Here is a 15,330-nt window from a genome sequence, read left to right on the forward strand (position 1 = left end):
TCGCCTCGAAACCGCCCATGCTTCATCATGCACTTGCCCGCTCTCACAAAGCGTATAGCGGCTGGGCCGCTGTTTCGATAGTGCGCCCTGATCGATTGCCGCTTAAACGCGCGGTCGGCACCGGTTGACCCTGCAGCATCCCAGGCGCTCTCTCGGGCAATATTTTTCCAGCCCTTTCCCGGCTGGAGGCTTTCCGAGCAGAAATTTCCGGGTGTTGGGGCAAGCGTGGAAAATTCATTCCCGAACGAATGGCTGACCGGCTCGTCTTGCATTGTTCTGGGCCGCGACGATCTGCTAGAACGCCCGCACGAAACACTTGTCCAGAAGCGAAGCTTTGAACCGGGCGCAAAAGGCTCGATGATTTGACGCAGGATCTTCTGTTGCAAGGCATGAGAGAACGCCCACGGACCATGATACCAGCTCTTACGCATCTGCAGCGGCTTGAAGCCGAGTCCATCCACATATTCCGCGAGGTCGCGGCAGCCTTCACCAAGCCGGTCATGCTCTATTCCGTCGGCAAGGATTCGTCGGTGCTGATGCATCTGGCGATGAAGGCGTTCTATCCGGCCAAGCCGCCATTCCCGTTTCTTCACGTCGACACCACCTGGAAATTTCGCGAGATGATCGCATTTCGCGATCAGATGGCGCAGAAGCTGGGTTTCGACCTTCTGGTTCATGTCAACGAAGACGGGGTACGCGACAACATCAATCCGTTCGATCACGGCTCGAACACCCACACCCATGTGATGAAGACCGTGGCGCTGCGCCAGGCGCTCGACAAATACGGCTTCGACGCTGCCTTTGGTGGCGCCCGTCGCGACGAGGAAAAGTCGCGCGCCAAGGAGCGCATTTTCTCTTTCCGCAATGCCCAGCATGTGTGGGATCCGAAGAACCAGCGGCCTGAAATGTGGAAGATCTTCAACACACGTATCGCGCAGGGTGAATCGATACGAGTCTTCCCGCTGTCGAACTGGACCGAGCTCGACATCTGGCAGTACATTCTGCAGGAAAACATCCCGATCGTGCCGCTCTATTTCGCCAAGCGGCGCCCGGTTGTCGAACGCGATGGCATGCTGATTCTCAAGGACGATGATCGCATGAAGCTACTGCCCGGCGAGGTCGTGCAGGACAGGTTGGTGCGATTCCGTACGCTCGGCTGCTATCCGCTGACCGGCGCCATCGAATCCGACGCCGACACACTCGAAGCCATCGTTGGCGAGATGCTGACGGCACGCACCTCCGAACGGCAGGGTCGGTTGATCGACCGCGATGAAGCCGGTTCGATGGAAAAGAAGAAGCGCGAGGGGTATTTCTGACCATGCGCCACATCATGGCAAAGAGCCTGGCTCCAACCGACGGCGTTCGCGATTATCTGGCCGCGCAGGAGAAGAAGTCGCTGCTGCGCTTCCTGACCTGCGGTTCGGTGGATGATGGCAAGTCGACGTTGATCGGACGCCTGCTCTCCGACACCAAGCAGATTTTCGAGGACCAGCTCGCCGCGCTCGAACGCGATTCGCGCAAGCACGGCACGACGGGCGACGACGTCGACTTCGCGCTGTTGGTCGACGGCCTCGAGGCGGAGCGCGAGCAAGGCATCACCATCGACGTCGCCTACCGCTTCTTTGCCACGCCCAAGCGCAAGTTCATCGTCGCCGACACGCCCGGCCACGAGCAATATACCCGCAACATGGCGACAGGTGCTTCGACGGCCGACCTGGCGATCGTGCTGATCGATGCCCGGCAGGGGGTGTTGCGCCAGACGCGGCGCCATTCGATCATCGCCTCGCTGCTCGGCATCCGCCACATCGTGCTGGCGGTCAACAAGATCGATCTCGTCGGTTTTGACCAGGCGGTCTTCAACAGGATCGTCGAGGACTACCGGCAGTTCTCACGCGACCTTGGCTTCCAGACCATCGCGCCGATTCCGATGTCAGCCCGCTACGGCGACAATGTCAGCGGCCGCTCCGAAAACACGCATTGGTATTCCGGCCCGACATTGATCGAGCATCTCGAAACCGTCGCCGTCGAGGAAGCCACGGCCGAGCTGCCATTCCGCTTTCCGGTTCAGTACGTCAATCGCCCCAATCTCGATTTTCGCGGTTTTGCCGGCACCATTGCGTCCGGTATTATTGCGCAAGGCGACGAGGTCGTGGTCGCCAAATCGGGCAAGTCCTCGCATGTCAAACGCATCGTCGCCTATGGCGGCGATCTCGAACAGGCGGTGGCCGGCCAGGCCATAACGCTCGTTCTCGACGACGAGGTCGAGGTTTCCAGGGGCAACATGCTGGTTTCCCCGTCCGCACGGCCGCAGGTCGCCGACCAGTTCGCCGCCAACATCGTCTGGTTCGACGAGCATGCGCTACTGCCGGGCCGTTCCTATATCCTGCGCACCGAGACCGATCAGACCAGCGCCACCGTCACCGACCTGAAGTACCGCATCAATGTCAACGACTTTGCCCATGAGGCGGCCAAGTCGCTTGAAATGAACGAGGTCGGTATCTGTAACATTTCGACCCGGGCGCCGATCGCCTTCGATCCGTTTGGCGAGAACCGGACCACTGGCGCCTTTATTCTGATCGATCGCATCAGTAACGCCACGGTTGGCGCAGGCATGATCGTACACTCGCTGCGCCGCGCCGAAAACATCCATTGGCAATCGCTCGATGTCGGCAAGCGCGTGCGTGCCGACATGAAGAACCAGCGGCCCGCCGTGTTCTGGTTCACGGGGCTTTCGGGCTCCGGCAAGTCGACCATCGCCAACCTGTTCGAGAAGAAGCTTTTCGCCACCGGGCGTCATACCTACATTCTCGATGGCGACAATGTCCGCCACGGTCTCAACCGGGATCTCGGATTCACCGATGCCGATCGCGTCGAGAACATTCGCCGCGTCGCCGAAGTGGCCAAGCTGATGGCCGACGCCGGGCTGATCGTCATTGTCTCCTTCATTTCCCCGTTCAGCGCCGAGCGGCGGATGGCCAGGGAATTGATGGCCGATGGCGAGTTCATCGAGGTGTTTGTCGATACGCCTTTCGAGGAATGCGCAAGGCGCGATCCGAAGGGCCTCTATGCCCGCGCGCTGAATGGCGAGATCAAGAATTTCACCGGTGTCGATTCGCCGTACGAAGCACCGGAGAAACCGGAGATCCATCTGAAGACGCTCGGCAGATCGGCTGAAGAGATGGTAGATGCCTTGGAACACTGGCTGAACGAGCGTGACATTGCCGAAGACCAATATGACAATGGCGGCGGCATCTGACGACACGTCGATGCTTGAAATCTTCGAGCGGCTAGCGCTGGCGGCCGGGCGCGAGGTGATGCGCGTATTCCACGCTGGCTGCGCGGTCGACCGCAAGTCGGACGCCTCGCCGGTGACCGAGGCGGACCGCGAGAGCGAGAAGATCATTCTTGCAGGCCTGCGCGCCGCATTCCCGGATATTCCGTGCGTGGCCGAGGAGGAAGCGGCGGCCGGCGTCATGCCGGGCCAACTTGGCGAGACCTTCTTCCTCGTTGATCCGCTTGATGGCACCAAGGAATTCGTCAACCGGCGCACCGACTTTACCGTCAACATCGCGCTTGTCCGCCATGGCGTGCCGGAAGTCGGCGTGGTCTTCGCGCCCTGCAGCGGCCGGTTTTTTTCCGGCCGGCCGGGCAGGGCGGAAGCACTCGAAGTCGATGACGACTACCGGATCGTTTCCCGCCGGCCGATTTCGGTGAGAACGGCCGCGACGCCGCTGGCCGTGGTTGCCAGCCGCTCGCACAACACGCCGGAAACCGAAGCCTATATTCGCGACCTTGGTGCCGCCGAGATCGTCTCGGTAGGTTCGTCACTGAAATTCTGCCTCCTCGCCAATGCCGAGGCGGATGTTTATCCGCGCTTTGGTCGCACCATGGAATGGGACACCGCGGCGGGTGACGCGGTGCTACGTGCCGCCGGCGGCACGACCCGGACGCTGGACGGCAAGCCCTTGACCTATGGCAAGCGCAACCAGGCCGATGACGCGGATTTCGCCAACCCCCATTTCATCGCCAGCGGCAAGGCTGCAAGCCGAGGACGCATCGATTGTTGAGGTGAAAAATCCTCGTCGATGGCTTATCCTTTATCGACGTCCCCTGAGTCGGTAAGTGAATGTCGTTGTTTCAGAAATGCCATGCCGTCATTTTGGGCGGCTTTCCCGCATGGACCAGCAATCGTGATGAAATAGTCTTCAGGATGTTGCTGGGCCTCTACGCCCTCTCTCCCGCCCTTTTCGCCTTCGTTGAAATGTCTCCAACGGTCTTGGCGCTTGTGGGGGCACTCATGGGCGCTCTCGCCCTTTTGACGAAGCGTGCGCGTTTTGGCAGAGGCACGACAGGCCTCGCAGTTGCTCTCGCTCTCTTGTCAGGCTTTGTCCTTTCGAGCGCCCTGTGGTCGGTCGATGTGAGCCGCTCTCTCATGGCGGCGAGGGACGTGTTTGGCTACTCGATCGCCGCTGTCATGCTGTTTCAGGGCATCCTCGCGCTTGCGAGCGCTCAACGCGAGCGGCTCGCGCGGGTGTCATTGGCCGGCATGTTGATCGGCGTCGTATCGGTGATGGGCTGGGAACTGTATTTTGCGTTTTTGACCGAAGATCCACGCTTTGTGGAGAACGTTTTCACCCTCCACAAGATCACGGTTTCCGGGGTTTTTTTTGCCGTCATATTTCTCGCCCAGCCGAGGCTGGTCTGGAAAGGGCTTGCGGCTCTCTTCGCCGTGCTGACATTGCTCCACGGCCAATCGACCGGCGTCAATCTGGCGATTGTCTTCGTGGCGGTGATGTTTGTCATGCCCGCGAAATACCGCCAACACGTTTTGGTTGGATTTTTCGCCGTCTATTTGTCTCTTGCCCTGATCGCCCCCTTCGTCGTCGCGCCGCTGTTCGCCTACCTCAAAACAACGAGTTGGCTGGTTTTTTATCCAGGAACCTTCGCAGCGCGGCTTGATCTATGGCAGATGATTTCGCCCCACATCGCGGAGCAGCCGATCCTCGGCCATGGCGCCAATACGATGAGAAACGCGGCCGGAGTTGTCGTGAGTCCCACATATTATGCGCAGGCGGATCTCCCAAGCGCACATAATATTGTATTCGATTTGTGGTACGAACTGGGAGCGCTGGGCATCATCGTGTATGGGGTGCTCCTGGCGGCGATCATAAGAATGATCGGCGGTTTGAGCGGCCCCTGCCATTTCATAGCCAGCTGCTACCTGATGATAGCTGTCGTCGAACTCTCGGTAGACCATCGGATCTGGTTGTCATGGGTGTTGGGCACTTTGGTCTTCGCGGCGGGCATCTGCATAGTGCAGTGCCGTTCCGTGACCCGATCGGAAATGAAGGACCGGATCACAAGACACGCGGCGGCCTTCTCAAGCTAGTCTAACGGGCGAAGCGAACCGCCTGCGGCCGTCGGCGCCCTATGCCAAGGAGGTGTTGGTCAGCTATCCCGTGCCCGACGCCTATTCGGCCGCGGCCTGCGCCGAGTTCGAGCCGATATAATTGCGGATCGTTTCGATGATCCGGTCCTGGTCGGCCTCGCCGAGATAGGGGTGCATCGGCAGGCACAGGATGCGTTTCGGCAGGTCCTCCGAAACGGCAAGACCAGTCGGCGTGCGCGGGTAGTCGCGATAGGCGATCTGCTCATGCAGCGGCTTGACGTAGTAGATGACGGACGGAATGCCCTTTTCGCTCAAATGCGCTTTAAGCCCGTCGCGTTTCGGCGTCTCGATCGCGTATTGCGCCCAGGCCGAGCGGCTGCCATCCAGGTTGCGGGCTGCGGTGACGATGTCGCCGAGACCTTCAGCGTAGCGTTGGGCCACCACCTGCCGCGCCACCATCTCTTCCTCGAGGATGGCGAGCTTCTCGAGCAGGATCGCCGCCTGCAGCGTATCGAGCCGTGAATTGATGCCGACGCGGATGTTGTCGTACTGCGTCTCGCCCTTGCCGTGGAAGGCGAACGATCTGAGCGCGTCGGCCAGAGCGTCATCATTGGTGAACATCGCGCCGCCGTCGCCATAGCAGCCGAGCGGCTTGGCCGGATAGAAGCTGGTCGAGCCGACATGGCCGAACGCGCCGCACATCCTGCCTTCCAGCGAGCCACCCATGGACTGGGCTGCGTCCTCGATCACCAATAAGTCTTCGCGATTGGCAATAGTCATGAGCGCCTCATAGTCGGCGGCAAGACCGAACAGGTCGACAGGGATGATCGCCTTCGGCTTCAATCGACCTTCCTTCTTGATGGCCGCGATCGCCGCCTCGAGGCTGGCTATGTCGATGTTGTAGGTTGTCGGATCGACATCGACGAAAACCGGCTCGGCCTTGGCCAGCGCCACCACTTCCGCCGTGGCGGCGAAGGTGAAGCTCGGCACGAACACCGCGTCACCCGGGCCGATGCCGGCGGCGAACAGCGGCAAAAGCAGTGCGTCGGTGCCGTTGGCGCAGGCAATCACGTGCTTGACGCCGACATAGGCGGCGAGCTTCTTCTCGAATTCAGCAACCTGGGGACCAAGGATGTAGCGGCCATCCTCGACCACGTGATCGATCGCGGCTTTCAGCCGGTCGCGGATTCGTTCGCGCTGCGCGCTAAGATCGATGAATTGCATGTCGGCCTCAATACCTGCCAATAACCGGCCTGCTGGTACCAGACTTGGCGCGGCTGAAAAAGCCGGCTGCGGATTCGGGGACTTGGTGCAAGTGTCGCAGCCCGTTACCACATTTTGCCGGCATATTGTCCCACAAAGCCGGCAATCCGGGGTTGGCGGTACAATTCAGCTCATTCTTATCGAGGTTTTCCGGCGCCTGGAAACATAAAGTGATCGCGCTGGAGAGCCGATCAGCCGATCTCGTGCCGCCAGGGGGGATTGGCGCCGGCTCGTGATACCGTCACTGCCGCCGCCTTGGCGCCGAGCGCCAATGCTTTGCGAATAGCGTCCTCGGACAGGCTGGAAATCGCTGCCTTCGTCAACAGGCCTTGCTCATGCAGGGAGGCAAGGATGCCGGCGTTGAACGTGTCTCCGGCGCCGACGGTGTCCACCACCTTCACTGTGTCTGGCATGACGGTGACACGATGCTGTTTGCTGTAGCCAACGGCACCCTCGCTGCCATGCGTGACGACGATCAGCTTCGGGCCGCGGTCGAGCCAATTGCGCACGACATCCTCGTGCGAGCCGGCTTCGCCGAACCAGTCGAGGTCTTCGTCCGACAGTTTGACGATGTCGGCCATCGCCATCATCTCCCGGATGCGCCTGAGGTGTTTGGCCTTGTCGGGAATGAAGTTCGGCCGGATGTTGGGATCGAGCATCATCACGCGGGCCCCATGCTCGCGCTGCATGAATTCCTCATAGGCCGACCCAGCCGGCTCCGAGATCAGGCTGATGGCGCCGAACAGCATCGCCTCGATCTCGCTGCCGAGTTGCGGCAGGTCTTCGATGGTCAGCATGCGCCCGGCCGTGTTCTCGTCATAGAAGGTGTAGGTCGCCTGGCCATTGTTCAGCCGCACGAACGCCAGGGTCGTCGGTCGGGGCGAGGTGTGTGCGTAGGTGGAACTGACCTTGCTCGCCCCCAACGCGTCCCTGAATTGACCGCCGAACAGGTCCGACGACAGGCCCGAGAAGAAGCCGGCCGGCGCGCCCAAGCGGCCGAGCGCTATCGCTGTGTTGAAGACAGCGCCGCCGACATAGGGGGCAAAAGCCGGCTCATTCTCCGTGGTGGTGCGCGGCAGCATGTCGATCAAGGCTTCACCGCAGCAGAGGATCATGGCTTCTCGGTCTCCGGCGGATAGATCACGCCCTTGCGGATGATGATGTTGGCGTAAAGCCGCGGCTCGCTTGTCGCGACGATGGCATGCGCCGATTTGACCCGTGCATAGAAGTCGGCGCCGGCCAGCGCAACCACCTTACGGCCCGGCGCGCGTTTGGCGCAGATCGCTTCCATTTCACGATGGACAGGGTCGGCAAGCGACGGATCGCCTTTCACCGAGGCGCGAAACAGCGCCTCCGGCACGACATCGTCGACCGGAAGCAGCGTCAGTATCGCGTCGAGTACGGGCATGAGGGCATGGCCATCGGTCCTGATGAGGCGCCTTGCCTGCTCCTGTGCCGGATAGTTCCCGTCGACCAGGGCAATCTCGTCACCATGGCCCATGGCGCGCAACGTCGCCAGAAGCTCCGGACCAAGCAGCGCCGGAATCCCGATCAGCATTTCAAGCGCCCCTGGAGATCGTCGTCGAACCGATCAGGAAGCGTTCGGAAAGCGGCAGGCTGGCGCCCCCGAGCGCCCGGGCATGGATACCCACGCTTCCCTCGCGGACGGCCGGGAGTTTCAGCCCTTCGCCGTCGATGGCGCCGATTGCCGTCACGACCGCCTCGACCAGCCTCTGGCGCACGGCCTTCGGCATCCAGCCGTCGATCACCGCGGCTTCGAAATCGATGACCGAGGACGCTGCCACGATGGCGTAAGCGAGCGCCTGCGAGGCGCTGGCGATCCACTCGTCGAGCGCGGCGCCGATCTCCCCCCAATCCTCGGGTGAGGTCCACAGATAGGATGCCTCGACGCCACGCGCATTGAGTTTTTTTTCGAGCATGGCGATCGAGGCCACGTCGATCAGCTGGGTCGGTTTTCCATCCGGCCCCGGCACAGGCATGGAGCCGAGTGCGCCGGCATTGCCGGTCGGCCCGCCAAACAGCCGGCCGTTGAGCACGATGCCGCCGCCGGCAAAGGCGCCGATGTAGAAATAGACGAAATCCCGCGCCGCGCCCGTCTGGCCAAAGACCAGTTCGGCGCCGCAGGCAGAGGTGGCATCGTTCTGCAGATAGACCGGAAAGTCGCACTGCGCCTGGATGTCGGTCCTGATGTCACGATGGCGCCATTCGTCCATCACGTCGCGCGGGGCGCCGGCGGTGTCGGCCCAGTTCCAGAGCTCGAACGGCATGGCGATGCCAAGTCCGGCGATGCGCTTGTCCTGTGCCGGCGTCAGCTCGCCACGCATCGTCTTCATGCCTGAAGTGACGAACTCGACCGTCTCGCGTGGGGCAGGGTAGCGGTAGGAATGCTGCAGCATCGCGCGCACCTGTCCGAGGAAATCGATCAGCACGAGTTCGGCGCTGCGGCGGCCGATCTTGAGGCCGATGAAGAAGGCGCCTTCGGGGTTGAGCGCCATGGGGATCGAGGGCTGGCCGATCTTGCCGCGCAACGGCGCTTGGCGCACGAGCAGGCTTTCTTCCTCCAACTCGCGCATGATGACCGAGACCGTCTGCGCCGAAAGTCCGGTCATGCGGGCAATGTCGGACTTCGCCAGACTGCCGTGCTGGCGCACCAGCGAAAGCACCAGGCGCTCGTTGTGGTCGCGCATGCCGCTCTGGTTGGTGCCGCGGTGAATGAGGCTCTCGTTCGCTTCGGGCGAACCATGCCTCGCAGTGGCCGTCTCCACCCTGTTCCTCCCGTCGTTTCCCCACAATGCTTTTGGGTCAGAATGAGTGAACGACGCAACGCTGTCAATAATAAATAAGAGTGATTTAATTATTGACAGATGCCCTGGCGTGGTGTTCCTTGAGGGGGCATCCGCGCTGGGAGAAGTCGCCTGGATGCCGTGCGGGTGCCGGTTGGCCGGCATTCGAAAATGTTCCACTGGGAGGAAATCGTGACCAATACAAAACTGTTGAAGTCCACCGTTTTCGCGGCGGCCGCGCTGGGTCTGATGGCGTTCGCTTCGTCTGCGTCCGCTGCGGGCGTCGGCGCCTGCCTGATCACCAAGACCGACACCAATCCGTTCTTCGTCAAGATGAAGGAGGGCGCGACCGCCAAGGCCAAGGAACTTGGAGTCGATCTCAAAACCTATGCGGGCAAGATCGACGGTGACAGCGAGAGCCAGGTGGCGGCGATCGAAAGCTGCATCGCCGACGGCGCCAAGGGCATTTTGATAACCGCGTCCGACACCAAGGGCATCGTGCCGACGGTGAAGAAGGCGCGCGATGCGGGCCTCCTGGTGATTGCGCTGGACACGCCGCTCGATCCGATCGACGCCGCCGACGCGACCTTCGCCACCGACAATCTGGAGGCCGGCAAGCTGATCGGCGCCTGGGCGGCCGCCACGCTAGGCGACAAGGCAAAGGACGCCAAGATCGGCTTCCTCGACCTGACACCCTCGCAGCCGACGGTGGACGTTCTGCGCGACCAGGGCTTCATGATGGGCTACGGCATCGACGTGAAGGACCCCAACAAGATCGGCGATGAGACCGATCCGCGCATCGTCGGCCATGATGTGACGAACGGTAACGAGGAAGGCGGCCGCAAGGCGATGGAAAACCTTCTGCAAAAGGACAACACCATTACCGTCATCCACACTATCAACGAGCCGGCCGCGGTCGGCGCCTATCAGGCGCTCAAGGCTGTCGGCCTCGAAAGCCAGGTGCTGATCGTCTCGGTCGACGGTGGTTGCCCCGGTGTGAAGTCGGTCGCCGAAGGCGTGATCGGCGCCACCTCGCAGCAATATCCGCTGCAGATGGCCGCACTCGGCATCGAGGCGATCGCCGCTTTCGCCAAGGACGGCACCAAGCCGAAGCCGACCGAGGGCAAGAACTTCTTCGACACCGGCGTCAACCTCGTCACCGACAAGCCGGCGACGGGCGTCAAGTCCATCGACACCAAGGAAGGCCTCGCCAAGTGCTGGGGCTGATACTGGCCTGACCGGCAACGGAACCGACGCGGCCGGGGGACTTGATCCCCGGCCGCATCGGGTGGACGATGCATCACTGTAAACGCAGATAATCCCGGCGACAGACCGGAGGCGTGGACGGCGTCAGCGCGTGGCTGAAGCTCTACGGGGAGGAAACATGGCTCAAGCTCAGGAATTCGAGAAGGTTCTCTCGGCCAGCGATACAAGTGTAGCCGCTTTTGACGAGCACAAATCAGCCGTCAAGCGCATCCAGCATTTTCTGCATTCGACGCCCGCGGCGGTGCCGCTGATCGTGCTGCTTCTGTCGATCGTCATCTTCGGCATCACTATCGGAGGGCGGTTCTTCTCGTCCTACACGCTGACGCTGATCCTGCAGCAGATTGCCATCGTCGGCATTCTCGGGGCCGCGCAGACACTGGTCATCCTGACCGCCGGCATCGACCTTTCGATAGGGGTGATCATGGTGATTTCGGCGGTGATCATGGGCAATTGCGCGGTCAGCTACGGCATGCCGAGCGTGCTCGCCGTGGCGATCGGGCTTGCCGCCGGTGCGGCTTGCGGGCTGCTGAACGGGCTGCTGGTCGCCTATATGAAGCTGCCGCCCTTCATCGTGACGCTTGGCACCTGGAACATCGTCATGGCCACGAACTTCATCTATTCGGCCAATGAGACGATCCGCGACACCGACGTCGACAACCAGGCACCGCTGCTGCACCTGTTTGCCCTGAGCTTCAAGGTCGGCACGGCGGTGCTGACGCTCGGCGTCATCGCCACGGTCGTGCTCGTGATGGTTCTTTGGTACGTGCTCAACCATACGGCATGGGGCCGTCATGTCTACGCCGTCGGCGACGACCAGGAGGCGGCGAAGCTGTCGGGTATCCAGACCAAGAAGGTGCTGATGACGGTCTACACCCTTGCCGGGCTGATCGCCGCTTTCGCGGCCTGGGTCTCCATCGGCCGCAACGGCTCGATCTCGCCGTCCGCCGCTGTGACCGACTACAATCTGCAGGCGATCACCGCGACGGTGATCGGCGGTATTTCTCTCTTCGGCGGCCGCGGCTCCATCCTCGGCACGCTGTTCGGCGCGATGATCGTCGGCGTCGTCTCGATGGGGCTCAATATGCTGGGCGCCGATCCGCAATGGAAAGTACTGCTCACCGGCGTGCTGATCATCGGCGCCGTCGCCATCGACCAATGGATCAGAAAGGTTTCGGCATGACCCAGGAACCCATCCTCACCGCACGCGGTCTGGTCAAGCGGTATGGCCGCGTCACCGCTCTCGACAATGCCGATTTCGACCTTTACCCCGGCGAAATCCTTGCCGTCATCGGCGACAACGGCGCCGGCAAGTCGTCGCTCATCAAGGCGATTTCCGGCGCGGCCGTGCCGGACGAAGGCGAAATCCGGCTTGAAGGCAAACCCGTGTCCTTCAAGTCGCCGATGGAAGCTCGCGAAGCCGGCATCGAAACCGTATACCAGAACCTGGCCTTGTCGCCGGCGCTGTCGATCGCCGACAACATGTTCCTTGGCCGCGAGATCCGCAAACCCGGCTTCGTCGGCCAGTGGCTTCGCATGCTGGACCGTCCGGCAATGGAAAAGCGTGCCCGCGACAAGCTCACCGAACTCGGCTTGATGACCATCCAGAATATCAGCCAGGCGGTGGAGACCCTGTCGGGCGGCCAACGCCAGGGCGTGGCGGTGGCCCGCGCCGCCGCCTTCGGGTCGAAGATGGTCATCATGGACGAGCCGACGGCGGCGCTCGGTGTCAAGGAGAGCCGCCGCGTGCTCGAACTGATCCTCGACGTGAAGAAGCGCGGCCTGCCGATCGTGCTTATCTCGCACAACATGCCGCACGTCTTCGAGGTGGCGGACCGCATCCACATCCACCGTCTGGGCCGTCGACTGTGCGTCATCGACCCCAAGCAATATACCATGTCCGACGCCGTTGCCTTCATGACCGGGGCAAAAGCACCCCCGGAGGCGGCTTTGGCGGCCTGACTGCCAACTTGCCGCGGCGTAAGCAGACGGGGCGTTCTCTAAATCGATTGAAAACATGTTGCAATGCACTAGGATGGGCTGGGAGAAACGGCGAAAGCCGGTATGATCAGGCCAAACCGAACGAGAGGCGATATGACATCCGCCATGACGATCGAAGCCCCCGCTCTCGACAATCCCGATCCCAAGACGCTTGCTGAAGAAGTCTTGATGTCGCTCAAGTACCGGGTCGGCAAGGACACCACCGTCGCGACCCAGTACGACTGGCTGACCGCCACGATCAAGGTCGTGCGCGACCGCGTCGTCGACCATTGGATGCAGGCGACCAAGGAAGCTTACGACCAACAGGAAAAGCGCGTTTACTACCTGTCGCTCGAATTCCTGATTGGGCGTCTGATGCGCGACGCCTTTTCCAATCTCGGCCTGATGGAGAACATGCGTGAGGCGCTGTCGTCGCTCGGCGTCGATCTCGACCTGATCGCGGCGCTGGAACCGGACGCGGCCCTCGGCAATGGCGGCCTTGGCCGGCTCGCCGCCTGCTTCATGGAAAGCATGGCCACCGTCGACATCCCCGCGCATGGCTACGGCATCCGCTATGCCAACGGCATGTTCCGCCAGGAAATCCACGATGGCTGGCAGGTCGAGTTACCCGAGACCTGGCTTGACCACGGCAACCCCTGGGAATTCGAGCGGCGCGAGCGCTCCTTCGAAGTCGGTTTCGGTGGTTCGGTCGAATCGATCACCTCGAAGGACGGCCGCCTCGAACGCCATGTCTGGAAGCCGAGGGAGCATGTGCTTGCGGTCGCCTATGACACGCCCGTGGCTGGCTGGCGGGCCAAGCGCGTCAACACGCTGCGCCTGTGGTCCGGCATGCCGATCGACCCGATCCGGCTCGACAAGTTCAACGCCGGCGACCACATCGGGGCGCTGGCCGAAAGCAACAAGGCCGATGCGCTGTCGCGGGTGCTCTATCCAGCCGATTCCCACATGGCCGGGCAGGAGCTCAGGCTTCGCCAGGAATACTTCTTCTCCACCGCTTCGCTGCAGGACATCCTGCAGCGCCATCTCAGCCAATATGGCGATCTCAAGTCTCTGCCGGACAAGGCGGCGATCCACCTCAACGACACCCATCCGGCGATCGCCGTGCCCGAGCTGATGCGGCTCTTGATGGATGTCCATGGCATGGATTTCGATCTCGCCTGGGATGTCACCAAGCGCACCTTCGGCTACACCAACCACACGCTGTTGCCAGAGGCACTGGAAAGCTGGCCGGTGCCGCTGTTCGAGCGGCTTTTGCCGCGCCACATGCAGATCGTCTACGCCATCAACGCGCAGGTGCTGCTCGAAGCCCGCGCCACCGATCAGTTCTCGGACGAGCAGATCAGCCGTATCTCGCTTATCCAGGAGAATGGCGACCGCCGGGTGCGCATGGGCAATTTGGCCTTCGTCGGCTCGCATTCGATCAACGGCGTGTCGGCGCTGCACACCGAGTTGATGAAGGAGACGGTCTTCGCCGACCTCCACAAACTTTATCCCGATCGCATCAACAACAAGACCAACGGCATCACGCCGCGGCGCTGGCTCATCCAGTGCAATCCAGGCCTCACCGCGCTTGCCCGCGAGGCGATCGGCGACCGCTTCATGGATGACATCGAAGCGATCAAGGGGCTCGATCCTCTCGCCGACGACACCGCATTTCGCGAGAAATTCGCCGCCGTGAAACGCCAGAACAAGGTGAGGCTTGCCAATCTGGTCGCCGATCGCCTCGGCATCAAGCTCGATCCTTCGGCGCTCTTCGACATTCAGGTCAAGCGTATCCACGAATACAAGCGCCAGCTGCTCAACATCCTCGAAGCGATCGCGCTCTATGACCAGATCCGTTCGCATCCCGAACGCGACTGGATGCCACGCGTGAAATTCTTCGGCGGCAAGGCCGCGCCCAGCTACCACAACGCCAAGCTGATCATCAAACTGGCCAACGACGTCGCCAAAGTGATCAACAGCGACCCTTCGGTGCGTGGGCTGCTGAAGGTCGTGTTCGTGCCGAATTACAATGTCAGCCTGGCCGAGGTACTGATGCCAGCCGCCGATCTTTCGGAGCAAATCTCGACCGCCGGCATGGAAGCCTCTGGCACGGGCAACATGAAGTTCGCGCTGAACGGCGCGCTGACCATCGGCACGCTCGACGGCGCCAATGTCGAGATCAAGGAGCATGTTGGCGACGACAACATCTTCATCTTCGGCCTCACCACCGAAGAAGTCGCCGAGCGGCGCAACAATGGCTACAATCCGCGCGGCGTCATCGAGGCATCCCCCGAACTGGCGCAGGCGGTTGCGGCCGTTTCGTCGGGCGTCTTCTCGCCCGATGATCCCAATCGCTACCGCGACCTCATCAATGGCCTCTATGACAGCGACTGGTTCATGGTCGCGGCGGATTTCGACGCCTATGCCGCCTGCCAGCGCGAGGTGGACGCCGTCTGGCGCAACAGCCCCGAATGGTACGCGCGCGCCATCCGCAACGTCGCGCGGGTCGGCTGGTTCTCCTCCGATCGCACGATCCGCCAATATGCGAAAGAAATCTGGAACGTACCCGTCTGATATGATTGCATAAGGCCACGAACGATGGCCGCAAAAACAAACACTTGGTGCCCG

12 protein-coding genes are annotated in these 15,330 nt (G+C 61.7%); 8 read left to right on the forward strand and 4 right to left on the reverse strand.

Annotation, left to right across the window (positions count from 1 at the left end):
• Positions 1-410: 410 nt before the first annotated feature.
• The 4 genes from cysD to AC3CB8_RS15015 are packed head-to-tail and all read left to right on the forward strand — an operon-like array spanning position 411 to position 5,389.
• Positions 411-1,316 carry a sulfate adenylyltransferase subunit CysD gene (gene cysD, locus AC3CB8_RS15000; protein ID WP_023771502.1) on the forward strand — a complete coding sequence of 302 codons (906 nt, stop codon included), beginning with the start codon at positions 411-413 and terminating at the stop codon, positions 1,314-1,316.
• A 2-nt stretch (positions 1,317-1,318) separates the two neighbouring features.
• Positions 1,319-3,256 carry a sulfate adenylyltransferase subunit CysN gene (gene cysN / locus AC3CB8_RS15005; RefSeq protein WP_023784600.1) on the forward strand — a complete coding sequence of 646 codons (1,938 nt, stop codon included), beginning with the start codon at positions 1,319-1,321 and terminating at the stop codon, positions 3,254-3,256.
• A 10-nt stretch (positions 3,257-3,266) separates the two neighbouring features.
• A complete protein-coding gene (gene cysQ, locus AC3CB8_RS15010) occupies positions 3,267-4,067 on the forward strand; it encodes a 3'(2'),5'-bisphosphate nucleotidase CysQ (protein ID WP_032922624.1) in 801 nt (266 codons plus the stop codon).
• A gap of 59 nt (positions 4,068-4,126) precedes the next feature.
• Positions 4,127-5,389, forward strand: coding sequence for an O-antigen ligase family protein (locus tag AC3CB8_RS15015; protein WP_352726738.1), 1,263 nt, complete (start codon positions 4,127-4,129; stop codon positions 5,387-5,389).
• 81 nt (positions 5,390-5,470) lie between these two features.
• On the opposite strand, the gene AC3CB8_RS15020 is transcribed toward AC3CB8_RS15015, so the two are convergent.
• From AC3CB8_RS15020 to AC3CB8_RS15035, 4 genes are all read right to left on the reverse strand, one after another.
• Positions 5,471-6,613, reverse strand: a complete 1,143-nt coding sequence (locus AC3CB8_RS15020; protein WP_352675690.1) for a DegT/DnrJ/EryC1/StrS family aminotransferase — start codon at positions 6,611-6,613, stop codon at positions 5,471-5,473.
• A 230-nt stretch (positions 6,614-6,843) separates the two neighbouring features.
• Entirely contained in the window at positions 6,844-7,767 is a 924-nt protein-coding gene (locus AC3CB8_RS15025; protein ID WP_023771507.1) for a carbohydrate kinase family protein, read from the reverse strand.
• On the reverse strand, positions 7,764-8,210 hold the full coding sequence (locus AC3CB8_RS15030; RefSeq protein ID WP_023784605.1) for an RbsD/FucU family protein: 447 nt from the start codon (positions 8,208-8,210) through the stop codon (positions 7,764-7,766). Before AC3CB8_RS15030 ends, AC3CB8_RS15025 begins: the two co-directional genes overlap by 4 nt.
• 1 nt (position 8,211) lies before the next feature.
• Positions 8,212-9,438: an ROK family transcriptional regulator gene (locus tag AC3CB8_RS15035; protein ID WP_023771509.1), complete on the reverse strand. Its 1,227-nt coding sequence runs from the start codon at positions 9,436-9,438 to the stop codon at positions 8,212-8,214.
• 189 nt (positions 9,439-9,627) lie between these two features.
• Between AC3CB8_RS15035 and AC3CB8_RS15040 the strand changes: the two genes are divergently transcribed.
• From AC3CB8_RS15040 to AC3CB8_RS15055, 4 genes are all read left to right on the forward strand, one after another.
• A complete protein-coding gene (locus tag AC3CB8_RS15040) occupies positions 9,628-10,683 on the forward strand; it encodes a sugar ABC transporter substrate-binding protein (protein WP_411908817.1) in 1,056 nt (351 codons plus the stop codon).
• A 157-nt stretch (positions 10,684-10,840) separates the two neighbouring features.
• A complete protein-coding gene (locus AC3CB8_RS15045) occupies positions 10,841-11,902 on the forward strand; it encodes an ABC transporter permease (protein WP_023771511.1) in 1,062 nt (353 codons plus the stop codon).
• Positions 11,899-12,681, forward strand: a complete 783-nt coding sequence (locus AC3CB8_RS15050) for an ATP-binding cassette domain-containing protein (protein WP_023771512.1) — start codon at positions 11,899-11,901, stop codon at positions 12,679-12,681. Before AC3CB8_RS15045 ends, AC3CB8_RS15050 begins: the two co-directional genes overlap by 4 nt.
• Positions 12,682-12,813: 132 nt before the next feature.
• Positions 12,814-15,276, forward strand: coding sequence for a glycogen/starch/alpha-glucan phosphorylase (locus tag AC3CB8_RS15055; RefSeq protein WP_023771513.1), 2,463 nt, complete (start codon positions 12,814-12,816; stop codon positions 15,274-15,276).
• Positions 15,277-15,330 lie beyond the last annotated feature (54 nt).

Source organism: Mesorhizobium sp. P160927, assembly GCF_057766385.1.

Bases quoted from the DNA above. Each gene is read 5' to 3' on its own strand.
- AC3CB8_RS15045 (WP_023771511.1), top strand. From the start codon at position 10,841: ATGGCTCAAGCTCAGGAATTCGAGAAGGTTCTCTCGGCCAGCGATACA.
- cysD (WP_023771502.1), top strand. From the start codon at position 411: ATGATACCAGCTCTTACGCATCTGCAGCGGCTTGAAGCCGAGTCCATC.
- AC3CB8_RS15015 (WP_352726738.1), top strand. From the start codon at position 4,127: ATGTCGTTGTTTCAGAAATGCCATGCCGTCATTTTGGGCGGCTTTCCC.
- AC3CB8_RS15020 (WP_352675690.1), bottom strand. From the start codon at position 6,613: ATGCAATTCATCGATCTTAGCGCGCAGCGCGAACGAATCCGCGACCGG.
- cysQ (WP_032922624.1), top strand. From the start codon at position 3,267: ATGCTTGAAATCTTCGAGCGGCTAGCGCTGGCGGCCGGGCGCGAGGTG.
- AC3CB8_RS15040 (WP_411908817.1), top strand. From the start codon at position 9,628: ATGTTCCACTGGGAGGAAATCGTGACCAATACAAAACTGTTGAAGTCC.
- AC3CB8_RS15025 (WP_023771507.1), bottom strand. From the start codon at position 7,767: ATGATCCTCTGCTGCGGTGAAGCCTTGATCGACATGCTGCCGCGCACC.
- AC3CB8_RS15050 (WP_023771512.1), top strand. From the start codon at position 11,899: ATGACCCAGGAACCCATCCTCACCGCACGCGGTCTGGTCAAGCGGTAT.
- AC3CB8_RS15055 (WP_023771513.1), top strand. From the start codon at position 12,814: ATGACATCCGCCATGACGATCGAAGCCCCCGCTCTCGACAATCCCGAT.
- cysN (WP_023784600.1), top strand. From the start codon at position 1,319: ATGCGCCACATCATGGCAAAGAGCCTGGCTCCAACCGACGGCGTTCGC.
- AC3CB8_RS15030 (WP_023784605.1), bottom strand. From the start codon at position 8,210: ATGCTGATCGGGATTCCGGCGCTGCTTGGTCCGGAGCTTCTGGCGACG.